The sequence below is a fragment of the Pseudonocardia aurantiaca genome, from assembly GCF_039526725.1.
Taxonomy (GTDB): Bacteria; Actinomycetota; Actinomycetes; order Mycobacteriales; family Pseudonocardiaceae; genus Pseudonocardia; species Pseudonocardia aurantiaca.
In genome coordinates, this window is sequence record NZ_BAAAJG010000020.1 from 1 (window position 1) to 23812 (window position 23812).

Here is a 23812-nt window from a genome sequence, read left to right on the forward strand (position 1 = left end):
CGGCGGCGGCGATGGCCTCGGCGTTGGCCGCGGTCTCCTGCGCGGAGCGCCTGCGGGCGGCGAACTCGGCGAGCACGGTGCCGAGGGCCTCGGCCGCCGGGTCGTCCGCGGGAGCGGGCTCGGCCGACGCCGGGTCCTGCAGGCCCGGGTCGTCGAGTGGGCGACCGGCGCTCAGGGGATCCTCGTCGGTGCGGGCCGTGGGATCCGGGTCGTCGCCGCGTTCCTGGTCGGCGTACTCCCGGTCGGCGTAGTCCCGGTCGGCGTAGTCCCGGTCCGCGTAGTCCCGGTCCGCGTGGCCCCGCTCCGCGTAGTCCGGGTCTGCGTGGTCCGCGTCGGGGAAGTCCGCGTCGGGGAAGTCCCGCGCGGCGTGGTCTCGGTCGCCGTAGGCACGCTCGTCGCGAGCGGGGTCGTCCTCGTCGCGGTCGCCCTGGGTGTCCAGGTCCCGGTCCGTGTCGACCGCGGGGTCCTCAGGGGTTTGGGACGGCTGGTCGCGGTAGGGGGAGTCGTCGAACATCCCGCCGGGGGCGCGGTCGGCGCGCTCCCGGAAGATCCCCTCGCCGACGCTGCGCCTGCGTTGCTCACGGGCCGCCTGGCCGTCGTCGTCGAACAGACCGTTACTGGGCCCCGGCTCGGTGCCGGATCTTTCGGTGCCGGATCTTTCGGTGCCGGATCTTTCGGTGCCGGACCTTTCGGTGCCGGACCTTTCGGTGCCGGACCTGTCGAGCGGTCCGTCCTCGAAGGGCCTCGCGTCGGAGACGCGGTCGGTGCGCGTCTGGTCCCGGCGGGGCCAGCCTCCGGGAGGACGGTCGTCGTCTGTGCTGGTGCGTGCGGTCATTTCGCTCTGCCCCCAGCCGTCGGGTGTGCGTTCCGCAGGCCCCCGGCTGCCCCCATCGCGGTGCTCCACCCGTTGATAGTCCCTCGTCCTGGCGTCGGTGCGGTCATCGCCCGGTGCCCAACCGGATGTACGGGCCTCGACGGGCGCCCAGACGTCCAGTGGCCCCCCGTCAGTCGCCCGGTCCTGCCGGCCACCGTCCTGAGGGGCCCAGCCCCCGAGGAGGTCAGCCACGGCACGCCGGGCGGAGACGCGTCCTCCACCCATCGACTCGCCGGCCATCGCACGCTCCCGTCACCTGGACCATCGTCAGCCTGTTGTCACGAGGTGCAACGAAGGGGGCACGGTCAAGGCGCGGTTCCAGCGTGTACAGCGCCCGCGTGAGTGAGAGCCCTCACATGCCGTGGTCGCCGAACCCGGCTAGTCTGCAATGTCGATCACCGCAGGTCACGAACCACCGCCCGTCCGTGGTCCACCGGCCGCCAGAATGCGCTCCTCGTAGTCGGGCCTTCCACGTCCGAGTCAGCTGCGACACGCCGCCCATGGGCGGGGTGCGTCACCTGGCAGCGTCGAGTGCCCCGCGCATCGCGTCCGTGAGCACATCGAGGTGCTCCTCCGCGAAGGTGAGCGGCGGGGAGAAACCGATCGCCGAGACCATCGGCCGCACCAGCACGCCCCGCTCCCGCGCGGCCACGCTCAGCGCGCCGACGAGCCCGGGGTTCGCCGCGAGGCGCTCGGAGTCGATCTCCACCGCACCCAGCACGCCGGTGCCGCCCCGCACCTCGGTGACGAGCGGGTGGTCGGCGAGCGTCAGGAGGGCGTCGTGAAGCTGCCCCTCCAGGCCCTCGGCGCGCTTCAGCAGGCCCTCGCCCTCCAGCACGTCGAGGTTGGCGAGCGCGGCCGCCGCCACCGTCGGGTGCCCGGCGTAGGTGGCGCCGTGGCGGAACGGGGGCGCGCCGCGCTCGAAGAACGGCGCGGCCACGCGGCCGTGCGCGACGACGCCTGCCAGCGGCAGGTACCCGCTGGTGACGCCCTTCGCGAAGATGACGAGGTCGGGCTCGATGCCGAACCGGTCCACGCCGAACCAGTCGCCGAGCCTGCCGAACCCACAGATCACGCTGTCGATCACGAGCAGCACGCCGTGCTTGCTGCAGATCTCGCGCACCCGCTCGATGTACCCGGGCGGCGGCGGCAGCACCCCGCCCGCCCCGATCACCGGCTCGCAGAAGAACGCGGCCACCCGCTCCGGCCCGATCCGCAGCAGCTCGGCCTCGAGCGCCTCAGGGTCGTTCCACGTGACCTGCACGACGTCGGGCACGAACGGGGCGGCCAGCCGGTTCGGCGGGATCCCGGCGAGAGAGGTGCCGAAGCCGTGTGTGCCGTGGTAGGCGTTGGTGCGGCTGACCAGGACGGTCCGCTCCCGCTCGCCGGTGCGAGCGAAGTACTCGCGGGCCATCTTCGCGGCCGTCTCGATCGCCTCACCGCCGCCGCTGGCCAAAAAGATCTTCGCGTCCGGCATCGGCGCGAGCCCGGAGAGCCTGCGGGTGAGCTCCTGCACCGGACGGCTCACGAAGTCGGTGAACGTGTGGTAGGTCGCGAGCTCCCGCATCTGAGCCGCGACCGCGTCAGCGATCTCCGTGCGCCCGTGCCCGGCGTTGACGCACCACAGGCTGGCCGTCGCGTCGAGGTAGCGGCGTCCGCTCTCATCCCAGAGCCAGACGTCCTCTCCGCGGACGACGACGAACTCGGAGTCGCGGACCGCGCCCATCGCGGCGAACGGGTGCCAGAAGGCGGTGTCGGTCATGGACCGACGGTACCTCCGCGCAGCCGCCGCGCTCCCGCCTCGCCGGGCTAGGTCACTCTTGCCGCCGGCTACTTCGCGAAGAGCTGCGACCGGTCGGCGAAGGCCTTGAACTCCAGCGCGTTGCCGGCGGGGTCGAGCAGGAACATCGTCCACTGCTCTCCGGGCTCCCCCGCGAACCGCTGGTAGGGCTCGATGACGAACTCACTGCCGGCCGCGCGGAGCCGCCCGGCAAGCTCGTGGAAGCGCTCGACGCCAAGGACGAGGCCGAAGTGCGGGACCGGGACCTTGTGCCCGTCCACGTCGCTCCAGCCGACCGGGCCGGACCCGGGGGCGCGGTGGGTGACGAACTGGTGGCCGTCGAGGTTCCAGTCGACCCAGTGGTCGTCGGAGCGGCCCTCGGCGAGGCCCAGCACGCCCCCGTAGAACTCGCGGGCCTTGGCGATGTCGTCGACGGGAACGGCGAGGTGGAAAGGCGACAGTTCAGTGCTCACGGCCCGATCATCCCAGGCCGAGCAGCTCGGGGAGGTCCGCGACCGAGTCGATCACATGCTGTGGGCGCTCGCCGCCGACCCCCTCCTCGGCGTCCGGCCGGAACTTCCCGGTGCGTACGAGGACCCCCGCCATCCCGGCCGCCTGCCCGCCGAGCACGTCGGACTCGACGTCGTCACCGACCATCACGGCGGCCTCGGCCGGGACGTCGAGGCGGCTCAGCGCCGCGGCGAAGAACTCGGGCGCAGGCTTGCCGACCACGGTGGCCTCCACGCCTGCCGCCCGCTCGAGCCCGAGCAGGAACGCGCCGCTGTCGAGCTGCAGGCCTGCGGCGGTGCGCCAGAACAGGTTGCGGTGCATCGCCACGAGCTCGGCGCCCCGCTGCAGGTGGCCGAAGAGGCCGTTGAGCGCCGCGTAGTCGAACTCCGGGCCCGCGCCGCCGAGCACCACCACGTCGGGCTCACCGTCGGAGCCGACGAGCGGCACCTCCGCCATGTCCTCGGCGACGTCACCGCTCGTCAGCAGTAGGCATCGGGCGCCGGGGCGGTGCTGTGCGAGGTGCGCCGCGGTGGCCGCGGGCGCGGTGAGGACGTCGCCGGGCTCGACCGGGAAACCGGCCTCGGCCAGGGTGGCGGCGATCCAGGCGCGCGTGCGGGAGGTCGTGTTGGTCACGAAGGCCACGCCGAGCCCGGCGTCGCGGACCGTCCGTACCGCGTCGACCGCGCCCGGCAGCGGCTCCCAGGACACCGTGAGCACGCCGTCGACGTCGAGCAGGACCGCGCGGACCCCATCCATGGTGGTCAACTGTGCCGTTCCACAGGGTGCAGCGCGAGCAGCACGACCGCCGCGTCCGCGGGCACGGGTCACGTCGCGGCCGGTCATGCCCGATCGAAGGCCCGGTGGAGAGCAGCCGTTCGGGCACGGGTTGATGGCGCGCCCCTCGTGCCGGGCGGCGTTCCGGTGAAAAGTCGCCTTCGCACTCAATGAGGTGTAGGCACGACATGGTGGTGCACCCGACCGCGCGCGGAGGTGTCGGATGGGGGCAGGCGGGGTGCTGCCGGGCCGGGGTCCGCCTGCTCGGGCCGAAGTACTGCACGAGAGCGCACTCACCCGCGTCACTCGGCTGTTCTTCCCCGGGCGCACGGTCATCCGCAAGGAGCCGCTGGGGCCGCACGCGGAACGCCGGCTGCGGCACGAGGTGGCGATGCTGGAGCGGCTGCGCGGTGTTCCCGGGGTCGCGGAGCTGGTGGAGGCGCCGCGGCAGGCGGGGTCGATCGTGCTGGCGGACGCCGGTGACACCGCCCTGGCCGGGTTGACCACGCCGCTGGCCGTCGATGAACTGATCCGGCTGGCCGTGGAGCTGGCTCGGGCTGTGGCGGGGATGCACCGCCGCGGGGTGATACACCGCGACATCAGCCCGGCCAACATCGTGATCTCCGGCGATGGGGGCCCGTGCCTGGTGGATTTCGCGTTGGCGACCTCGTCCGCCGAGATTCGCCCGGAGTTCACCCACTACAGCGAGATTGTCGGGTCGCTGGCCTACCTCGCCCCTGAGCAGACCGGGCGTACCGGCCGGTCGGTGGATCAGCGCGCTGATCTGTACGCGCTCGGCGCGACGCTCTACGAGCTGGCGACGGGCGAGCCTCCGTTCGGGTCCGGCGATCCGCTGCGCCTCACGCACGATCACCTGGCGCGGGTGCCGGTGGCGCCGGCCCAGGTGAACCCGGCTCTACCGGGACTGTTGTCCGAAGTCGTCATGCATCTGCTGGAGAAGGAACCCGACCACCGCTACCAGACCGCCGACGGCCTGGGCCACGACCTGGAACAGGTGCGCGACGCCCAGACACGTCCCGCAGCGGCTCCGGTGCGCATCGGCGAGCACGACGTCCCACTGCGACTGCTGCCGCCGCCGCGGCTGGTGGGACGCGACGCCGAGCTGGCGACGCTGGAGACGGCGTTCGAGGAGGCGCTGGCGGGCCGCTGCCGGGGAGCGCTGGTCGGCGGGGTGCCGGGGGTGGGCAAGACCGCGCTGGTCGATCAACTGCGGTCGGTGGTGACCGGCCGGGACGGCTGGTTCGTGGCCGGCAAGTTCGACCAGTACCGGCGGGATATGGAGTTCGACGCGGGATATCAGGCGTTTCGCGCGTTGGGTCGGCTATTGCTGGCCGAGCCGGAGGACGAGCTGGCCAAGGTCCGCGAACGGATCATCGAGGCGGTCGGCCCGAACGCGGGTCTGCTGACCGCGGTGGTGCCGGAGTTCGCGGCGCTGCTGGCGGTGCCGCCGGATCCGGGGGATCCGCTGACCGCGCAGGCGCGGACGCAGCGAGTGGGTGTGCAGGTGCTGCGGGCGGTCGCGTCCCGGAAACGGCCGGTGGTGGTGTTCGTCGATGATCTGCAGTGGGGCGGGCGCACCCCGCTGGGCTTCGTCGATCTCGTGCTGTCCGAGGAGCCGGTCGAGGGCCTGTTGCTGGTCGGGGCCTACCGCGACGACGGGGTGGACGCGGCACATCCAAGGCAAGCCTGCTACAGACCGTCACCGATGCTCCGCCGGACGTGGTGGACCAGCAGCTGGCGCCCGCCCTCGCCGAGGGCGTCCTGGTAGTCGAGCCGGGGCTGCGTGAGGCGGTGCGGTTTCGCCACGACCGCACCCGCGAGGTCATCCTGGGCGGGCTGGATCCGCTGCGGCGACGCGCGCTGCAGCTGGCCATGGCGCGGCGGCTGGCTGGAGTACCGGAGCTGTACGCCGTGGCGGCCGAGCAGTTCCTGCCGGTGATCGACGCCGTCGCCGACGCGGCGGAGCGCCACCTGGTGGTGGGGCTGCTGCGCCGCGCCGCCGACCAGGCGGCGTTGGTCGGGGACCACGCGCTGCTGGATGCGCTGCTGGTGGCCGCGCTACGGCTGATCGAGCCGGGGGAAACCACCACGCTGATCGAGGTGCACACCGGCCGCCACGCCGCCCTGTACGGCCTGGGGCGCCTGGAGGAGGCGGACGAGGAGTACCGCACGATCGACCGGCTGTGCCCCACCGCGATGCAGCGCGCGGACGCGACGTGCGTGCAGGTGAGCAGCCTGACCCACCGCAAACGCTTCACGGAAGCGATCGATCTGGGCATCGAGTCGCTGCGCGAGTGCGACATCACCGTCCCGGCTGCCGACCAACTAGGTCAGGAGCTCGACCACCAGTACGGATATCTGTACCGGTGGCTGGACACCGACACCGCCGACGAGCTGGCTCGGCCGGAGATCACCGACCGCAGGCTGCTCGCCGCGGCCCGCCTGATCGACGCGATCCTGCCGACGGCCTACTTCGCCGCCGACCACGCCTCGCACACCTGGCTGAGCCTGGAGGCGCTGCGGATCTGGATCGAGCACGGCCCGGGACGTACTCTGTTCGGCCCGGCCGGCACCGCCGCCTTCGCCGCTGTGGCGCAGCGCTGCGACTACCGTGCCGGGTACCGGGCGTTCCGGCGGCTCCTGGAGGTCGGCGAAGCCCGCGGCTACGAGCCCGAGACCTCGCGCGCGCACTACGCGTTCGCCGTCATCAGCGGCTGGTACGAGCCCATCGAGAACTGTGTCGACGCCATCCTGCGCGCCCGCGAGGGGCTGATCGCGGGTGGCGACCTGGCGAACGCCGGCTACACCTACCTCACGATCGACTGGTACCTGCAGGACTGCGCGCCCACCCTCGACCACCTCGACGACCAGGTGGAGGCGGGCGTCGCCTTCGTCCGCCGCACCGGCAGCGAACAGACCGGCCAGGCACTCGACGGACACCGGTGGCTGGCCGGCGCGCTGCGCGGCGAAAGCTTCGCCGCAGCCGGTGACGCGGTTCCCACAGACAGGTACGCCGACAACCCGCTCGCGCTTTTCCAGGCGCATCTCAACCAGGCGATCGCCGCCGCGGTCTTCGGCGATCCGGTCGACCTGACGAAGCACACCGCGGCGGTGATGCCGCTGCTGCCGGCCGTCCTGGGCATCTACGCGACCGCCGTGGCCCGCCTGCTGTGTGGGCTGGCCCTCGCCGAGCAAGCCCGCGCCAGCGACGGTGACGAGCGCGTCGCTCTGTTGTCGGAACTGGACGAGACGACGCGCTGGCTGGCTGCCCGTGCCGCGGACGCCCCGGACAACTTCCGGCATTTGCTGCGGTGGCTGGAGGCCGAGCGGGCCTGGGCGGTAGGTGATGTCCGGGCCGCCGAGCTGGCCTTCGACGCTGCCCGACGCGAGGTCGCCGGCCGCGCACGGCCCTGGCACCGCGCCCTGATCACCGAACGCACCGCTTGCTTCCACCTGGCCCGCGGCCTCGAACACACCGGTCACGAGCTGCTCGCCCAGGCCCGCCAGGCCTACCTCGCCTGGGGCGCGAGCGCCAAAGTCGACCAACTCGACTGGGCCTACCCCACCCTGCGGCCACACTCCGAGGCGACCGTCGGGCCGGGCGGCAACCGGCCCGCTGATCCGCATCAACGCGGCACGGTGACCACCGGCACCCTCGACCTGCTCGGCATCCTGGCCGCCTCCCAAGCCCTCAGCTCCGAAACCACCATCGAACGCCTGCACACCCGCGTCGTCCAGGTGCTCCGCGCGATGACCGGCGCCACCAATGTCCACCTGCTGCTCTGGGACGATGACGGGCACGACTGGCTGCTGCCCGCGCCCGGCGGTGACGGCGGCGCCGCCCAGATCGGGGGCACCGGGCATGAGAACGCGGTGCCGATGTCGGTGCTGCGCTACGCCCAGCGCACCGGTGAACCACTGGTCGTGGCCGACGCCACCGGCGACGACCGGTTCGCCCGCGACCCGTACTTCACCGACCTCGACCGCTGCTCACTGCTGGCCCTACCCATCCTCAGCCGCGGCGCGCTGCGGGCGGTCCTGCTGCTGGAGAACCGGCTGATCCGCGGCGCGTTCACCACCGGACGGCTCGACGCGATCCAGCTCATCGCCGGCCAGCTCGCCGTCTCCCTCGACAACGCCCAGCTCTACGCCGAGTATCGCCGGATCGCCGACGAGCAGGCCGCGCTGCGGCGGGTGGCCACCCTGGTCGCCCGCGCGGCACCGCCGGAGGAGGTGTTCGCCGCGGTCACCGCGGAGGCCGCACGGCAGCTTCCCGCAGACCACGCCAACCTGTTGCGCTACGAGCCCGACGGCGCCGTGACCTTCGTCGCCGCCCGCGATGCCCCGATCATCGGCACCCGCGCTCGCCTCGGCGGGCGGAACATCGCCACGCTGGTGTTCGAGACCGGGCAACCCGCCCGGCTCGACGACTACGCCGACGCCTCCGGCGCGACCGCCGACCTCGGCCAGGAGTGGGGCTTCCGCGCCGCCGTCGGCGCGCCGATCAGGGTCGCGGGCCGGCTATGGGGCGTCATGATCGCCGGGTCCAGGCGAGAGGAGTCGCTACCGCCGGACACCGAGGAGCGGCTGGCCGGGTTCACCGAGCTGGTCGCCACCGCCATCGCCAACGCCGAGACACAGGCGCAGCTCACCGCTTCGCGCGCCCGGATCGTGGCCGCCGCCGACCAGGCCCGGCGCCGCATCGAGCGGGACCTGCACGACGGAACCCAGCAACGGCTGGTCTTCCTCGCCCTGCAACTGCGCGCGGCGCAGACCGCGGTGCCGCCCGAGGCCTGCGACCTCGAAGCGCAGCTGGACGACCTGGCCGCCGAGGCGACCAGCGCGCTGGACGAGCTGCGCGAGCTCGCCCGGGGCATCCACCCGTCGATCCTCGCCGAGGGCGGCCTGCGTCCGGCGCTCAAGACGCTCGCCCGGCGCTCCGCGGTCCCGGCCGAGCTGGACGTGCGAGTGGACGGGCGGCTGCCTGAGCAGATCGAGGTGGCCACCTACTTCGTGGTCTCCGAGGCGTTGACCAACGCGGCCAAGCACGCGCACGCCTCCGTCGTCCACGTCGAGGTCGATACCGGGCAGGGCGGCGACGGTGTCCTGCAGGTCCGGGTGCGAGACGATGGGCGCGGTGGCGCCAGCTTCGCCCACGGGTCCGGCCTGGTCGGGCTCAAGGACCGAGTGGAGGCGCTCGGCGGCCGGTTCGGGGTGCAGAGCGTCCCCGGCGCGGGCACCACCGTGCAGGCCGAACTCCCCCTGCGCGCGGTCTGCGGCTGACCGAGCCGACACCGTGCGTCAGCAGTTATGTCCGCCGGCGCGCCTCGCTCTAACCCAGGGCCTCCACGAGCCGCTGGGACCGCTTGCGGTAGTCGGCCCGGGCGGCGAGCGCGCCGTCCAGGTCGACCTCGACGAAGCGGGTGCGGGTCTTGGGCGCCGACTGGGCGACGATGTCCAGGTCGCCCGACACCACCGTCGCGATCATCATGTAACCGCCGCCGGAGACCGCGTCCCGGTGCAGGATGATCGGCTCGACACCGCCGGGCACCTGGATCGAGCCGATCGGATAGGGCGCGTCCACGATGTTGGACGGGTCCTGCCCCGCGCCGAACGGGGGTTCGCGCGGCACGGTCTCGAGCTCCGGGCCGGCGTAGCGGAACCCGATCCGGTCGGCCACGGGCGTGAGCGCCCAGGTGGTGTCGAGGAAGGTCGACCGGCCCTTGTCGGTCAGGCGGTGGTCGTAGAGGCCCATCACGACCCGGACCTCGACCTCCTTCGCCAGGCCCGGCCGCAGGTCGGTGGGCACGCTGCGGCCGGGGGCCACGCCGGCGGCCGCAGGCCCGACGGACAGCCGATCGCCGGTCGCGAGTGGCCTGCCAGCGAACCCGCCGAGCGCCCCGAGCGCGTAGGTCGACCGGCTGCCCAGCACCTCCGGCACGTCGACCCCGCCCGCGACGGCGATGTAGGCCCGGGCACCCGCGGCGAGGTACGCGAAGCTGAGGACGTCGCCCGCGGACACCGCGAACGACTCCCACAACGGCCGCTCCTCGCCGTTGATCTTGGGCGCCATGGTCGCGCCCGTGACCGCGACGAGGGTGTCGGCGGTGAATGCGAGCTCCGGCCCCATGTAGACGCACTCGAGCGCGGCCGCCCCGGCGGGGTTGCCGACCAGCAGGTTCGCCGCGCGCAACGAGTGCTGGTCGAGCGCGCCCGAGGGCGGGATGCCCAGGTGGTAGTAGCCGCTGCGGCCGGCGTCCTGCACGGTGGTGGAGAGCCCCGGCTTGCGCACCTCGATCACGGCGTCAGTCATGGAGAGCCTCCAGGAGCCGGGCGTTGTAGCCGTCGGGGTCGTCGAGGAAGGGCTGCAGGCGGAACTCGACCGGGCGGGCGGTCACCCGGAACGTCCCGGCCTCCACCTCCGCGAGGTGGGCGTCGTAGCGCTCCCGGTCGATGGGCGTGAACTTGACGACGTCGCCGGGCCGGAACAGCACCATGAAGTCGGTGAAGTCCGGCAGCGTCTGGCCCGGGTCGTAGATCGGGGCGGGCGTGATGCCGAACATCTGGTAGCCGCCCGCGCCGCGCACGGAGTAGACGCAGGAGAAGCAGCCGCCGTAGCCGACGGTCTGCTTCGGGGTGTCGGTGCGCGGGCGCAGGTACTTCGGCACCACGATCTGCCGCTCCTGGGGAACCATCTGGAACAGGAACGGCAGCCCGGCCACGAACCCCACCATCGAGGTGAACCACGGCGACCCGGAGTGGGCGGCGATGAAGTCGTCCACCGACGCGTAGCCGTTGATCCGTGCCGCGTACTCGATGTCGGTGGCGGAAGGGTCCTGGTGGCGGTCGCGGAACCGCATCAGCGTCTCGGTGGTCCACGGGTCGCGGTACAGCACCGGGATCTCCAGCACCCGGGTCGGCAGCGCGAGCTCGTGCGCGTCGCCGACCTGCTGCTCCAGGTCCTGCAGCAGGGTGAGCAGGTCGCGCGGCTCCAGCACGTCCGGGTCGTAGCGGACCTGGTAGGACGCGTTCGCCGGGCAGATCTCCAGCACGCCGTCCGGCCGCCCGTCGCGCAGCTTCGTCGTGATGGCCATCGCGCGGAAGTTGGCCTGCAGGCTCATCTCCTCCGCGAGCTCGACGAAGACGAACTCGTCGCCACCCCAGCTGTACCGGGCGGGCGGCACGTCCGTCATGGCGCGCCCTCGCTGACGCTCGGGCGACCGCTTCGCGGGCAGGCCGTGCCAATGATTCGCTCGCTACGCTCGCTCATCCCAACTCCTCCTCGCGGTCGGACAACCACTGCTCCAGCGTCCCGGTGTGGAACGCCCCCTCCGCGAACCACGGCTCCTCGAGGATCTCGGTGGCGAGCCCGGCCGTCGTCGGCACGCCCTCGACGGCGAACTCGGCCAGGGCCCGGCGCGAGCGGCGGATCGCACTCTCCCGGTCCTCGCCCCACACCACGACCTTCGCCAGCAGCGAGTCGTAGAACGGCGGGACGGTGACGTCGGGCTCCAGCCAGGTGTCGACCCGCACCCACGGCCCGGCGGGCAGCACCACCCGGCCGACGCGCCCGGGCGACGGCAGGAAGCCGCGGGAGGGGTCCTCGGCGCACACCCGGAACTCGATCGCCCACCCGCGGGCGGTGACGTCGGCCTGGGCGCGGCCCAGCGGCTCGCCGGCGGCGATCCGCAGCTGCTCGGCGACCAGGTCGATGCCGGTGATCGACTCGGTCGTCGGGTGCTCGACCTGGATGCGAGTGTTCATCTCGATGAAGAAGAACTCGTGGGTCTCGTCGTCGACGAGGAACTCCGCCGTCCCGGCGCTGCGGTAGCCGACCTCCCGGGCCAGCCGCACCGCCGCGGCCGTCATCGCCTCCCGCACGCCCGGGTCGATGCCCGGGGCGAGTGCCTCCTCCACCATCTTCTGCCGCCGCCGCTGCAGCGAGCACTCGCGCTCGAACAGGTGCACGGCGTCGCTCCCGTCGCCGAGCACCTGAACCTCGACGTGGCGGGCCCGGCGGACGAAGCGCTCCAGGTACATCCGCCCGTCGCCGAACGCGTTGGCCGCCTCCTTCGACGCGGCACCGAACGCCGCGCGCAGCCCGGCCTCGTCCTCGACCACGCGGATGCCGCGCCCGCCGCCGCCCGCGGCTGCCTTGAGCATGACCGGGTAGCCGATCTCCGCGGCAGCCGTCACGGCCGCGTCGACGTCCTCGACGCCGCCCGGTGTACCCGGCACGGTCGGCACGCCCGCGGCCGCGGCGACCTGCCGGGCCCGGACCTTGTCCCCCATCTGCTCGATGACCGCCGCGTCCGGGCCTACGAACGTCAGCCCGGCGTCGGCGACCGCGCCGGCGAACCCGGCCCGCTCGGACAGAAACCCGTAGCCGGGGTGGATCGCGTCGGCGCCGGTCGAGCGCGCAGCCTCCAGGATCGCGTCGGCCACCAGGTAGCTCTTGCCCGCCGGCGGCGGCCCGATCTCCACCGCCGCATCGGCGAGCCGGACATGCAGGGCCTCGGCATCAGCAGTGGAGTGCACCGCGACCGTGGAGATCCCGAGGTCGCGCGCGGCGCGGATGATCCGTACCGCGATCTCCCCGCGGTTGGCGACGAGGAGCCGCTTCACGCTCAGCCTCGCTGAGGCTCGGCTGGCTTCGCCGGGCACTGTTCCCATGGCGCGCTCGCAAGCTCGCGCGCAGGGCGGAAGCGCTGTGACATTGATTCGCTCGCAAGCTCGCTCATGATCCTGCCTCGATCACCGCGACCGGCTGGCCGGCGTCGACCACGTCCTCGTTCTCGACGAGGAACTCCACGATCCTGCCCGCCGCGCCTGCCGAGACCTGGTGGAAGGACTTCATGACCTCGACGAGGCAGACGGTGTCGTCGGCCGCCACGGTCTGGCCCTCCTTCGCGAAGGGATCGCTGTCGGGGTCGGGCCTGCGGTAGAAGACGCCGGGGATGGGCGAGACGACCTCGTGGCGGGTCACTCGGGCTCCTTTGCGGTTCGAGCTAGCTCAAGTGGGGCTGCAGGGCCTCGTGCACGGCCTTGGCGAGGTCGACGGCGTTCGGGGTGTCGGAGTGCACGCAGACGCAGTCGGCGCGCACCGGGATCTCCGTGCCGTCGACAGCGGTTGCGACGCCCTCTGTGACGGCGCGCACGGCCTTCCGCGCGGATGCGGCGGGGTCGAACGCCGCGTGCTCGCGGGTGATGATCAGCGAGCCGTCCGGGCGGTAGTCCAGGTCGGCGTAGTACTCGGACAGGAACCCGCCAGGGCTGGCCCCCCACACGCGTTCGTGCGCGCTGCCCGCCATCCCCATGAGCGGCACGCCGAACACAGCGGCGGCGTCGGCGACGGCCTCGGCGACCTGCTCGTCACGCGCGGCCATCCCGTACAGCGCCCCGTGCGGCTTGATGTGGTTGAGCTCCATGCCCTGCTCTCGCAGGAAGCCGGCCAGCGCGCCCACCTGGTAGATCACGTTCGCGGTCAGCTCGTCGCGCTCCAGCTTCATCTCGCGCCGGCCGAAGCCCTCGCGGTCGGGCAGCGACGGGTGCGCCCCCACCCGCACGCCGTGCTCCTTGGCCAGCGCGACCGTCCGGCGCATCACGCGAGGGTCGGAGGCGTGGAAGCCGCACGCCACGTTCGCGAGCGTGATCCAGGGCATCAGGCCCTCGTCGTCGCCGCAGCGGTAGATGCTGAAGGCCTCGCCCATGTCACAGTTGATCGCCACCATGCCCGGCCTCCCGTCGGTGTGTCGATCCTGGTTGACGCGTACTGGCAGTGTTACCCGCCCGACTCACCGCACGCCAGATCTTCTCAGGTGTGACCGGCATGTCGAGGTGCGTCACGCCGAGGTGCGCGACCGCATCGATCACCGCGTTCACCACCGCGGGCGAGGACCCGATCGCCCCGGATTCGCCGATCCCCTTCACCCCCATCGGGTTGGTAGGAGACGGGGTGACGGTCTGATCGAGGGTGAAGACCGGCAGGTCCATCGCGGTCGGGATCCGGTAGTCGGCGAGCGTGCCCGTCGTCGGGTTGCCCGCGGCGTCGTAGCCGGCCTCCTCGTAGAGCGCCTGCGCCACCCCCTGGGCGATGCCACCGTGCAGCTGGCCCTCGACGATGGCCGGATTGACGATCGGGCCGCAGTCGTCAACGGCGACGTAGCGGTGGATCCCGACGCGACCTGTCTGAGTGTCGACCTCGGTGACGCAGATGTGCGTGCCGAACGGCCACGTGAAGTTCGGCGGGTCGAAGTGGTGGTCGGCGGTGAGGTTGGGCTCCATGCCCTCGGGCAGGTTGCTCGCCAGCGACGCGGCGAGCGCCACCTCCTGGATCGTGATCCCGGGCCCGGAGGTGCCGGCCACGCTGAACCGGCCGCCGTGGAACTCGAGGTCGTCCTCGGCCGCCTCGAGCAGGTGCGCGGCGATCGCGCGGGCCTTGGCGGCGACCATCCCCGCCGCAACGTGCACGGCCACGCCGCCGACCGGGAGGCTGCGCGAGCCGTAGGTGTCGCGGCCGAAGGGGGCGATCGCGGTGTCGGAGTGCAGCACCTCGACGTCGTCAGGGTGCACGCCGAGGGCGTCGGCGGCGATCTGCGCCCACACCGTCTCGTGGCCCTGACCGTGCGGTGAGGTTCCCGTGACGACCTCCACCTTGCCCCCGACCGTCATCCGCACGGTCGCGGCCTCCCAGCCGCCGCTCTGCAGGCGCACCCCGGCGGCGACCTTGGACGGCGACAACCCGCCGCTCTCAGTGAAGTTTCCGATCCCGATCCCGAGCTGGACGACCTCGCCCGCCTCCCGGCGGCGGCGCTGCTCGGCGCGCAGCTCGTCGTAGCCCACGAGCTCCATCGCCCGGCGCATGCACCTCTCATAGTCGCCGGAGTCGTACATCACCCCGGACGGCACGGTGCGCGGCTCGCTGAACGGCGGGATGAGGTTGCGCAGCCGGACCTCCGCCGGGTCCATCCCCAGCTCCCGGGCGAGGTCGTCCATGATCCGCTCGTGCGCGTACGCGGCCTCCGAGCGGCCCGCGCCGCGGTAGGCGTCGGTGGGCGTGAGGTTGGTGAACACGCCCTTGCACTCGAAGGAGTAGGCGCCGAAGTCGTAGAGCCCGCAGTAGGTGAACGCGCCGAACACGGCGATGCCGGGGGTGAGAAGCTGCAGGTAGGCGCCCATGTCGGCGAGCAGCTCCACCCTCATCCCGAGGATCTTCCCCTCGCGGGTGGCCGCGACCGCGATCCTCTGGATCTGGCCGCGCCCGTGGGTGGTGGCGACGTGGTTCTCCGAGCGCGTCTCGGTCCACTTCACCGGCTTGCCGAACCGGCGGGCCAGCGCGAACGCGAGCGCCTCCTCGGCGTAGACGTTGAGCTTCGAGCCGAACCCACCGCCGACGTCCGGGGCGACGACGCGGATCTTGCTGTCCGGGACCCCGCAGATCAGCGCCAGCAGGTCGCGCACGAAGTGCGGCACCTGGGTGGAGGTAAAGACCGTGAAGGCGCCGCCCACTGGTTCCGGGTTGACCACGACCGCGCGCGGCTCCATCGCCGACGGCAGCACGCGCTGCTGCACGTAGCGGCCCTCGACGACGACGTCGGCCTGCGCGAACGCGGCGTCGACGTCGCCGACGGCGAGCGGCCAGGTGTAGCAGTGGTTCGTGCCCAGCTCCTCGTGCACGAGCGGGGCGCCGGGTTCGAGGGCCGCTTCGATGTCGACGACCGCGGGGAGATCCTCGTAGTCCACCTCGACCAGCCCGAGCGCCTCATAGGCCGTGCCCGCGTCGGTGGCCAGCACGACCGCCACCCCGTCGCCGACGTGGTTGACCTCGCCCCGGGCCAGCGGCGGGTGGTCGGGGATCTTGATGTCCTCGGTGACTGGCCAGCCGCAGGGCAGTCCGATCGCGAACTCGCCCGCCAGGTCCTCGCCGGTGAGGACGGCCACGACGCCGGACAGCGCGCGGGCCGGCCTGGCGTCGATCCCCCGGATGCGGGCGTGCGCCAGCGGGCTGCGCAGCACCGCCATGTGGAGCGTGCCCGGGAGCATGATGTTGTCCGTAAACGTGGCACGTCCGGTGATCAGGGCGGCGTCCTCGCGGCGGCGCACGCTCTGTCCGACGAAGCGCGCGGCGGACGAGTGTCCGGCGGCTGGTGTCTTGGCGGTCTGGGTCATCGGCGCGCCCTCCATGGTCGGCGAATGCTCCCAGGGGGATCAGGATTGCCATCGGCCGAAAGCGCCCAGTCCGGCAAATCAGGCGAAATCACCCTCCGACCCCGAGTCAGGCGACGGCGCGCAGCCCGATGCGGTGCACCCGGTCCCACTGCTGCGACGTGACGAGGCGCGCGCTCGCCGAGGCCGGCTCGTACGCCACCGACCAGCGCGTGTGCGGCTGCGCAACCTGACGGAGCAGCTCCAGCCCGTCGGCTGCTTCCTCCGTCGAGCCCTCGGCGAGCAGCCGGTAGCGCCGGTCGGCCATCCGCTCCGCGACCGTCGTGCCGGTCATGGCGATGTTGGTGAGGATCCTGTCGTCGATCACGTTCAGCGCGCTGTGGGCGTACTCGACCACCGCGGAGCGCCCGGTCGCATCTGCGATCAGGTAGTGGATCTGCGGGCCACCAGTGAAGTCCACGCTGTGGCGGCGCATCACCTCCACCGCCTCGTCCACGGTCGCCGCGCGGTCCAGGATCAGTCGGATGATCCGGACGCTGCCGACCGTCGACCGGTTCGGCGCCGGGGGCGGCGCCGCTGCGTCCGGCGTGCCTGCCATCCCCACCACGAGACCCGCCTCATTCATCCCGTCGAACGGGGCGAGCACACCGTGGGCGAGCCGGCGCCGCGTGACCGGGTCGGCGACGTCCACGGGGCCGCGATGTCCGAGCAGGTAGAACAGGTCCACGATCGCGACCGACGCGTAACCGTCCGGCGGGTCGGCGTGCACGACCAGGGCCGCGCTCGGGTCCCAGTCGAAGTTGCGCGCGAACTGCGGCTCCGGGCCCGGTAGGTGGACGAGGGAGCATCCCCAGTCGGGAGCGTCCGCGGCGAGATCCTCCTCCTGCAGCGGGGCCGTGGCGTCGTACCCGCCGTGGAACGTCATCTCGTAGAGCGGATGGTCGTCGAGCAGGCGCAGGCTCGCGACCGTGGCATCGACCTCGGACGCGGTCTGGCGCAGCGGGCCGGATGCCTGCACAAGGGTCCCGGCCGGTGGCCCGGGCGGCGCCGCGGGAGCCGCACAGGCCGGCACCAGCGCCATGACCAGCACCGTGAGCAGAGTGGCGGACCGGAACCGCAGGCGTGCGCGCATGCCTCCCCCTCCCCGCCAGGCAGTGTGGCCCTCTTCCGCCGGGATTGTCATCGCCCGGACACCCCACGATTGCGCGGATTGTGCATTTGCCCAGCCCGGTCGGTCGTTCTCATCGGACATCCGACTTTCCCGGCCGTGCGTCGCACTCCATGCTGTGCCGATGCCGAACCGGGAGCAGTCATGCACCTGACTCCCCGCGAACACGAGCGGCTGCTGCTCGCCGCAGGTGCCGACCTGGCCCGCCGCCGCCTCGCCCGCGGGGCCCGGCTCGGCGCCCCCGACGCCGTCGCGCTCGTCTGCGACGAGATCTGCGAGCTGGCCTGGGACGGCCTCCCCTACGCCGACGTCGTGGCGCGCGCCCGGGAGGTGGTGCGGCCCGACCAGCTCGTGGACGGGGTGCCGGCCGCGGTGCCGGCGCTGCAGGTGGAGGCGCTGTTCCCGCACGGGAGCGTGCTCGTGCACGTCGACGCGCCGTTCGGCCCGCCGTCCGCGGACGGGCCCGGCGCGATCCGCTCCGCCGACGGCCAGGTGGATCTCGCCCCGGGCCGGGAGCGCGCCAGGGCCGTGCTGCGCAACACCGGTCCGTTGCCGGTCTGGGTGTCCTCGCACGTGCCGCTCGACCGGCTCAACCCGGCACTGCGCGTGGAGCTCGAGGCGGCGGGTCGCTACCGGCTCGACGTCCCGGCGGGCACCGCCCTGCGCGTCGACGCCGGCGCCGAGCGCGAGGTCGCGGTCGTGCGGCTCGGAGGTGGGGCGTGACCAGCCTCGACCGGGCCGCGTACGCGCGCCTCTACGGCGCCACCGCGGGCGACCGCATCCGCCTCGCCGACACCGACCTGTGGGTCGAGGTCGAGGCCGACGACACCGAACCCGGCGAGGAGATGCTCGGCGGCTGCGGCAAGACCGCCCGCCACGGCGCGCTCGTCACCAGCTCGGCCGACCGCAGCTCGGCGCTCGACATGGTGGTGCTCGGGGTCGTGCTGCTCGACCCGGTGCTCGGCGTCCGCAAGACGAACATCGGCATCAAGGACGGCCGGGTGGTCGGCGTCGGCCGCGCGGGCAACCCGGACGTGCTCGACGGCGTGCGGCTCGAGGTGGACGCGCACACCGCGATGATCACCGGGGAGGGCCTGCTCGCGACGCCCGGAATCGTCGACTCGCACGTGCACCTCTCCAACGCCGACCTCGCCCCGGCTGCGCTCTCGGCCGGGGTCACAACCATCGTCGGGATGGGCATCGGCGGGGTGTGGGACGTCGGCGCGAACCCCCGCTCCAACCTGCACTCGCTCATCGCAGGCTGGGCGGACGTGCCGGTCAACGCGGCGTTCCTCGCCCGCGGCTCCTCCACTTCGGCGGCGCTGCTGGAGGAGGCGGTGCTGTCGGGTGGCGGCGGGTTCAAGGTGCACGAGGACTGGGGCGCCACCCCGGACGTGATCGACACCTGCCTCGACGCCGCCGAGCACACCGACCTCCCGGTGGCGCTGCACACCGACACACTCAACGAGTCGGGTTTCCTCGCCGACACCCTCTCCGCCGTGGGCGGCCGGACCGTGCACGCCTACCACGTGGAAGGCGGCGGCGGGCACCCCGACCTGCTGTCGATCGTGTCGCGGGACAACGTGTTGACCAGCTCGACCACGCCGACATTGCCGCTCACCCCGTCGACGGTGGCGGAGCTGGGCCCGATGACGCTCACCGTGCACCGTGGGCACGCCCACGTCCCGAGCGACTCCGCGATCGCCGCGAGCCGCATCCGGGAACACGCCATCGCCGGCGAGAACTGGCTGCACGACCAGGGCGCGATCAGCATCGTCAACTCCGACGCGCTCGGGATGGGCCGCATCGCCGAGACCGCGCGCCGCACCTGGCAGCTCGCGCACGTCCAGGCCACGCTCGCCGGGGAGACCGGCCCGGACACCGCCAACAACGCCCGGGTGTTGCGCTACCTCGCCAAGCTGACGCACAACCCGGCCGTCGCCCACGGGATCGCTGCGCACGTCGGGAGCATCGCACCGGGGAAGCTCGCCGACATCGTGCTGTGGAACCCGGCGTGGTTCGGCGCGCAGCCCGAACTGGTGATCAAGTCTGGTTTCGTGGCGTGGGGCGCCGCCGGGTCGGGCTCGGGTTCCACCCGGCTCACCCAGCCGCGGCGGATGCGCGCCTTCTACGGCGGGCACGGCAGCGCACCCGCGCGGCTCGCGCACGTGTTCGTCGCGCAGGCCTGCCTCGACGACGCCGCCGCGCGCGCCGCACTCCCCGCCGGGCGCACCTACTCGCCGATCTCTGGGAGCCGCGGCCTGACCTGCGCCGACATGCTGCACAACACCGCCACGCCGACCGTGGAGGTGGCACCCGAGCCGGGGCCGGTGCGCGCCGACGGCCGGGAGATCCCGCTCCACCGTTCCCCGACGCTGCCGCTGACCCGGCTGCACCACCTGGGGTAGAGATGATCGTCGACGTACTCGTGCGCAACGTGTCCATCGTCACGATGTACGCGGGCGTGATCAGGGGTCGGTAGCTCCCGCCCCGCCGTGCTCGACCCGCACCCCGGGAGCTGGACGGGCCGGTCGAGCGGGAAGCCGTCCAGCACGGGCTCCACGACGGTGGCGTCGGCTCGCTTATCTCGGCCTTGCCGGAGCCCTGCCTCCAGCACCGGGATCGAGCCGGCGGATGCGGATGGACGCGGCGCCGATCGGCTCGCGCAGCAGTTGAGCGACGTTGAACAGCACAAGAATGGTCCTGTGCTGTTCAACGTCGTTTCTGCCTCACTTGACGATGGGCCCCGGTCCCCCCTCCGGCAGCACGGTGTAGGTGACCTGCAGCCGGATGTTGGAGACCGTCGACAAGCAGAAGGTATCGTCATCGCCGGTCAGCTGGTCGAGCGAGGTGATTTCGCCCGTCAGCAGGAAGCCGAAGCCGGGGCTGAGCGGCGGCTGGCCCGGCGGATTCAGCGGCTTGGAGCTGGGCACAGTCTGCCACCTGAACGGCTCGGTCACGTCCCACTCACGCGGACCGCCCCGCGTAATCGTCGGGTGGCCGCTCGAGTGGGTGATGTATGGACGCAGGCCGCTCCCGGGTGGCGCGTTGAGCCACTCCTGCGCCGGAACGCGGACCACTACGCAGCCGTTGGGCTTATTCTCGGGCCTGGCACTGCCACTCTGCCAACACGTGATCGGGCCGCCGACCTCGGAGCCAGGGGGGATCGTGCCCTCGGGCAGGTCCCAGCAATCCTGGGACTCGTCGTAGGTCAGCACCGCCCGGTTGATGATCTTGTCGGGGATGCCGTCCAGGGGCGCGGTGTCGAAGAGCACCGCCAACTGCGCGACGTACGCGAAGCAGCCTTCTTCCTCGGCCTGACCCCAGCCCACCCGGCCGCGCGATTGTTGCTGCACCTTGCTCGCGTCGCAGGAGTGGAAGGTGGACTCGAACTCCTTGAGGCCCGAGGCCCACCGCGAGTGCGCCACGCCCAGCGTCACGGTTTGGGTGCTGGGAGCGGTGGTGCCGGACAGCCTGCGCTCGGCGGCCGCGGCGTTGTCCGCCTCGGCCTGAGTCCGGCGATCCGGGGTGACACAGACTACGTCGCCGTCGAAGGCCCCCCTCCAGACGTAGCCTTGCTTGCAGGTGTTGGGCCCGTAGGGGCCGCCGTTGGGCTCGCGGCGGGAGTCTGCCAGCGCGTTCTCGTCCCAGGTGGTCTGGCGGACGGCCGGGGTGACGCAGACGTGGTCGGAGGGCCGGGCTTCGCGCCAGACGAAGCCGTTCTTACACGTGTCCGGCCCGTAGGGCAGGTCGCTGGTCAGCGGAGCCAGCGCAGTAGCGTCGGCGGTGTTCCGCACCGGTACGGACGCGGCGGCGGGTGAGGCCTGCGCGGCCAGCAGGCCAGCGATCAGGACGCCGAGCGTGGCGCGGGCGATACCATTCCGCGGCCGGGGCCCAGACACCTCATCCGACCGCGGTAGCGCGGCACCAGTCATCGCAGGCACTTCGACCCGACACGCTGGATCGTTCGATGCGAGCCCAGAACCCATTGGTCAAGAAGACCGCATTAGGGCCGCCTCGGCACGCGTAGTCCAGTACTCGACTCCACTCCGTGAGAGACAGGACCGCGACAAGGTCGGTTGATGAGGTGGCCGTGGCGGCTGCGCCACGCCGATGCCTTGGGGCTAGCGGTGCGGGCACCGGACAGAACCGCCCGCCGGTGAACGGGTGGCAGGCCGACCCTGCACCGGGCGCGCCTGCCACGGCCGCCCCGGGTCTGCCGACCCGGGGCGACACGAGTGCTCGACCTATGAGGGCGGTGGCCACTGCCGCCGCCGGGTGGGGTCGCCGTCCCCGCCGACGACGGCCGGCAGGCTGCGCAGCTCAGGGCGCTTGGCGATCTCCACCGCGGCGACGAACTGGCCGGCACCCTCCCCGGGTCGACGTTGCCGCACCCACGCGGCGCTCATGTCACACGTGCTTCAGCACCGCGGCACAGACCGCGTCGTAGCTCGTGTACTCGCCGAAGGAGTTGCGGTTCTTCGTCACGGCGATGGAGAGGCCGGTGGCGGTGTCGGCGAACGCGGCCGTACCCCCGCTCCCGGGCATCCCGAAGACCGTGGCCCCGCTGAACGAGCCCTGCCCGCCCACCCCGAAGCCGAGGCTGCGCGTCACGGGGAAGTACAGCACGGCGTCGGTGCCGGACACGGCGGGCGCGGTGACGGTCCGCAGGCGCTCGGGCGTGATCAGCCGCACGCCGTCCACCTCGGTCAGCAGGGCGGCGTACATGCGGGCGAGGGCGCGGGCCGTTCCGGTCGAGCCGGCGGGAATGTCGGTGGCCAGGATGTCTTCCCGGTTGCCGTAGGCGGCGTCGGGCATCGCCGCGGGCGGTGCCCACACCCAGCCCTCCTGCGCTCCCGCAGGCGCCGGGATCTCGAAGCCCTCACCCGAGTCCTCCCACCCCTCCGGCGGCGCCGGGTCCTCGAGCCGCGCGACCCGCGGGATCTCAGCGGCCGGCACGCCGAAGAACAGCTCGTCGGCCACTCCGAGCGGGCCCGCGACCTCGTCGCGGAGCACCTCGGAGATCCGCTTCCCGGTGGCCCGGCGCACGATCTCGCCGACGAGCCAGCCGAAGGTCTGGGCGTGGTAGCCGGTGGCGGTGCCCGGCTCCCACCACGGGTGCGCGTCCGCGATCAGCGCGCACATGGCGTCCCAGTCGAGGAACGCGTCGGCCGTCAGCTCGACCGGGAGGCCGGGCACGCCGACGCTGTGGGTCAGCGCGTGCGCCACGGTGGCGCCCTGCTTGCCGTGCGCGGCGAACTCCGGCCAGAGGTCCGCGATCGGGGTGTCGTAGTCGAGCGCGCCCCGCTCGGCGAGCACGTGTACGACGGTCGCGGCCACGCCCTTGCCCGTCGAGGTGACGAAGACCGGGGTGTCGGAGGTCATCGGGCGGCCGGTGGCCGGGTCGGCCACCCCAGCGACCACGTCGACGAGCTGCTCGCCGTCGCGGTACACCGCCGCCTGCATCCCCCGCTCGGCACCGCTGCCGACCAGCTCGTCGAGCACTGCCTGCACGTCCCGCTGCATGTCGCTCATCGTGGCGTTCCTTCCGTGGTGTGGGTCGGTTCGCCGGTACGTCGGAGTCGAGTTCCCCTCTTCGACAGCCCGCTCGATCCGATTTCGACCGCCTCTGGGCGGGCGGGGACACTCGGAAGCGATGGAACTGACACCCGTCCACACCGACCAGCGGGCGCGCCTGCGCGCCGACTGCAGCCAATGCGCCGCCCTGTGCTGCGTGGCGCCCGCCTTCGCCAAGTCGGCCGACTTCGCGATCGACAAACCGGCCGGGCGGCCCTGCCCGAACCTGCAGTCCGACTTCCGCTGCGGCATCCACGACTCGCTGCCCGAACGCGGCTTCCCCGGGTGTGTGGCCTTCGACTGCTTCGGCGCGGGCCAGCACGTCACGCAGGTCGTGTTCGGCGGGCACGACTGGCGCCGCGACCCCGATATCGCGAGGAGCATGTTCGCGCTGCTGCCCGTGGTGCGCCAGCTCCACGAGCTGCTCTGGTACCTGGCGGAGGCCGCCGACCGGGACGCCGCCCGCCGCGCCGAGATCGAGCGCGTCCGGGCCGACGTCGAGGGGCTGGTGAACGCCGACCCCGACAACCTGGCGAAACTCGACGTCGGTCCGCACCGCGCCCGGGTGGGAGCGCTGCTGCAGCAGGTGAGCGACCGGGTGCGCGCCGGTCACCGCGGGCCGGATCGGCGCGGCGCGGACCTCGCAGGCGCCCGGCTCGGGCGCGCCGACCTGCGCGGGGCGAGCCTGCGGGGGGCGCTCCTGATCGGAGCGGACCTGCGCGGCGCCGACCTGCGCACGGCCGACCTCCTCGGGGCCGACCTGCGCGCCGCCGACCTCGCGGGCGCCGATCTGACCGGCGCTCTCTTCGTCACGAAGACACAGCTCGACGCCGCGCGGGGTGACGGACAGACCCGCATCCCGGACCACCTGGACCGCCCGTCGCACTGGGCCGGGAAGACCAGCGGCCGATGATCGGGAGAAGGCTTCGGGACGCCTTGTGAG

18 protein-coding genes and 1 pseudogene are annotated in these 23812 nt (G+C 72.7%); 5 read left to right on the forward strand and 14 right to left on the reverse strand.

Going from position 1 to position 23812, the window contains the following annotated elements:
• The 4 genes and pseudogenes from ABD143_RS26985 to ABD143_RS27000 all read right to left on the reverse strand — a co-directional run.
• Positions 1-835, reverse strand: a pseudogene (locus ABD143_RS26985) (hypothetical protein); the annotation flags it as partial.
• A 553-nt stretch (positions 836-1388) separates the two neighbouring features.
• Positions 1389-2636, reverse strand: a complete 1248-nt coding sequence (locus ABD143_RS26990) for an aminotransferase family protein (RefSeq protein ID WP_343984172.1) — start codon at positions 2634-2636, stop codon at positions 1389-1391.
• A gap of 68 nt (positions 2637-2704) precedes the next feature.
• Complete coding sequence (locus ABD143_RS26995) at positions 2705-3127, reverse strand: VOC family protein (protein ID WP_343984174.1); 423 nt, start codon at positions 3125-3127, stop codon at positions 2705-2707.
• A gap of 7 nt (positions 3128-3134) precedes the next feature.
• Positions 3135-3920, reverse strand: a complete 786-nt coding sequence (locus ABD143_RS27000) for an HAD-IIA family hydrolase (protein ID WP_343984176.1) — start codon at positions 3918-3920, stop codon at positions 3135-3137.
• Positions 3921-4161: 241 nt separating this feature from the next.
• Between ABD143_RS27000 and ABD143_RS27005 the strand changes: the two genes are divergently transcribed.
• Together ABD143_RS27005 and ABD143_RS27010 are read left to right on the forward strand one after the other, a co-directional pair.
• The gene (locus ABD143_RS27005) at positions 4162-5727 is read left to right on the forward strand and encodes a serine/threonine protein kinase (protein ID WP_343984178.1); all 1566 of its coding nucleotides are present in this window, start codon (positions 4162-4164) and stop codon (positions 5725-5727) included.
• A complete protein-coding gene (locus ABD143_RS27010) occupies positions 5679-9242 on the forward strand; it encodes a GAF domain-containing protein (RefSeq protein ID WP_343984179.1) in 3564 nt (1187 codons plus the stop codon). Before ABD143_RS27005 ends, ABD143_RS27010 begins: the two co-directional genes overlap by 49 nt.
• 49 nt (positions 9243-9291) lie before the next feature.
• Here the strand turns inward: ABD143_RS27010 and ABD143_RS27015 are convergent, their stop codons facing one another.
• The 7 genes from ABD143_RS27015 to ABD143_RS27045 form a co-directional block, all read right to left on the reverse strand.
• On the reverse strand, positions 9292-10272 hold the full coding sequence (locus ABD143_RS27015; protein WP_343984181.1) for a 5-oxoprolinase subunit C family protein: 981 nt from the start codon (positions 10270-10272) through the stop codon (positions 9292-9294).
• The gene (locus ABD143_RS27020) at positions 10265-11152 is read right to left on the reverse strand and encodes a 5-oxoprolinase subunit B family protein (protein ID WP_343984183.1); all 888 of its coding nucleotides are present in this window, start codon (positions 11150-11152) and stop codon (positions 10265-10267) included. Before ABD143_RS27020 ends, ABD143_RS27015 begins: the two co-directional genes overlap by 8 nt.
• A gap of 73 nt (positions 11153-11225) precedes the next feature.
• Positions 11226-12584 carry an acetyl-CoA carboxylase biotin carboxylase subunit gene (locus tag ABD143_RS27025; RefSeq protein WP_343984185.1) on the reverse strand — a complete coding sequence of 453 codons (1359 nt, stop codon included), beginning with the start codon at positions 12582-12584 and terminating at the stop codon, positions 11226-11228.
• A gap of 112 nt (positions 12585-12696) precedes the next feature.
• Positions 12697-12945, reverse strand: coding sequence for an acetyl-CoA carboxylase (locus ABD143_RS27030; RefSeq protein WP_343984187.1), 249 nt, complete (start codon positions 12943-12945; stop codon positions 12697-12699).
• A 22-nt stretch (positions 12946-12967) separates the two neighbouring features.
• Complete coding sequence (pxpA, locus tag ABD143_RS27035; RefSeq protein WP_343984189.1) at positions 12968-13690, reverse strand: 5-oxoprolinase subunit PxpA; 723 nt, start codon at positions 13688-13690, stop codon at positions 12968-12970.
• Positions 13671-16127 carry a xanthine dehydrogenase family protein molybdopterin-binding subunit gene (locus tag ABD143_RS27040; protein WP_343984191.1) on the reverse strand — a complete coding sequence of 819 codons (2457 nt, stop codon included), beginning with the start codon at positions 16125-16127 and terminating at the stop codon, positions 13671-13673. The genes pxpA and ABD143_RS27040 overlap by 20 nt, the downstream gene beginning before the upstream one ends.
• A gap of 106 nt (positions 16128-16233) precedes the next feature.
• Positions 16234-17256: a carcinine hydrolase/isopenicillin-N N-acyltransferase family protein gene (locus ABD143_RS27045; RefSeq protein ID WP_343984193.1), complete on the reverse strand. Its 1023-nt coding sequence runs from the start codon at positions 17254-17256 to the stop codon at positions 16234-16236.
• A 180-nt stretch (positions 17257-17436) separates the two neighbouring features.
• On the opposite strand from ABD143_RS27045, the gene ABD143_RS27050 reads away from it, so the two are divergent.
• A complete protein-coding gene (locus tag ABD143_RS27050; protein WP_343984195.1) occupies positions 17437-18015 on the forward strand; it encodes an urease subunit gamma in 579 nt (192 codons plus the stop codon).
• Positions 18012-19700 (forward strand): urease subunit alpha, encoded by a 1689-nt coding sequence (locus tag ABD143_RS27055; RefSeq protein ID WP_343984196.1) that lies wholly within the window; start codon positions 18012-18014, stop codon positions 19698-19700. Before ABD143_RS27050 ends, ABD143_RS27055 begins: the two co-directional genes overlap by 4 nt.
• Positions 19701-20021: 321 nt before the next feature.
• Here ABD143_RS27055 and ABD143_RS27060 read toward each other — a convergent pair whose 3' ends face one another.
• The 3 genes from ABD143_RS27060 to ABD143_RS27070 form a co-directional block, all read right to left on the reverse strand.
• The gene (locus ABD143_RS27060) at positions 20022-21227 is read right to left on the reverse strand and encodes a hypothetical protein (protein WP_343984198.1); all 1206 of its coding nucleotides are present in this window, start codon (positions 21225-21227) and stop codon (positions 20022-20024) included.
• A 312-nt stretch (positions 21228-21539) separates the two neighbouring features.
• On the reverse strand, positions 21540-21701 hold the full coding sequence (locus ABD143_RS27065; protein ID WP_343984392.1) for a hypothetical protein: 162 nt from the start codon (positions 21699-21701) through the stop codon (positions 21540-21542).
• Between the two features lies 1 nt (position 21702).
• Positions 21703-22827 carry a serine hydrolase domain-containing protein gene (locus tag ABD143_RS27070; RefSeq protein ID WP_343984200.1) on the reverse strand — a complete coding sequence of 375 codons (1125 nt, stop codon included), beginning with the start codon at positions 22825-22827 and terminating at the stop codon, positions 21703-21705.
• Positions 22828-22948: 121 nt separating this feature from the next.
• Here ABD143_RS27070 and ABD143_RS27075 point away from each other — a divergent pair, with 121 nt between their 5' ends.
• A complete protein-coding gene (locus ABD143_RS27075) occupies positions 22949-23782 on the forward strand; it encodes a pentapeptide repeat-containing protein (RefSeq protein ID WP_343984202.1) in 834 nt (277 codons plus the stop codon).
• The last annotated feature ends 30 nt before the right edge of the window (positions 23783-23812 follow it).

Coding starts and splice junctions, on each gene's coding strand:
- ABD143_RS27015 (WP_343984181.1), bottom strand. CDS start 10,272: ATGACTGACGCCGTGATCGAGGTGCGCAAGCCGGGGCTCTCCACCACC.
- ABD143_RS27020 (WP_343984183.1), bottom strand. CDS start 11,152: ATGACGGACGTGCCGCCCGCCCGGTACAGCTGGGGTGGCGACGAGTTC.
- ABD143_RS27075 (WP_343984202.1), top strand. CDS start 22,949: ATGGAACTGACACCCGTCCACACCGACCAGCGGGCGCGCCTGCGCGCC.
- ABD143_RS27045 (WP_343984193.1), bottom strand. CDS start 17,256: ATGCGCGCACGCCTGCGGTTCCGGTCCGCCACTCTGCTCACGGTGCTG.
- ABD143_RS27005 (WP_343984178.1), top strand. CDS start 4,162: ATGGGGGCAGGCGGGGTGCTGCCGGGCCGGGGTCCGCCTGCTCGGGCC.
- ABD143_RS26990 (WP_343984172.1), bottom strand. CDS start 2,636: ATGACCGACACCGCCTTCTGGCACCCGTTCGCCGCGATGGGCGCGGTC.
- ABD143_RS27000 (WP_343984176.1), bottom strand. CDS start 3,920: ATGGATGGGGTCCGCGCGGTCCTGCTCGACGTCGACGGCGTGCTCACG.
- ABD143_RS27040 (WP_343984191.1), bottom strand. CDS start 16,127: ATGACCCAGACCGCCAAGACACCAGCCGCCGGACACTCGTCCGCCGCG.
- ABD143_RS27060 (WP_343984198.1), bottom strand. CDS start 21,227: ATGACTGGTGCCGCGCTACCGCGGTCGGATGAGGTGTCTGGGCCCCGG.
- ABD143_RS27050 (WP_343984195.1), top strand. CDS start 17,437: ATGCACCTGACTCCCCGCGAACACGAGCGGCTGCTGCTCGCCGCAGGT.
- ABD143_RS27065 (WP_343984392.1), bottom strand. CDS start 21,701: ATGAGCGCCGCGTGGGTGCGGCAACGTCGACCCGGGGAGGGTGCCGGC.
- ABD143_RS27070 (WP_343984200.1), bottom strand. CDS start 22,827: ATGAGCGACATGCAGCGGGACGTGCAGGCAGTGCTCGACGAGCTGGTC.
- pxpA (WP_343984189.1), bottom strand. CDS start 13,690: ATGGTGGCGATCAACTGTGACATGGGCGAGGCCTTCAGCATCTACCGC.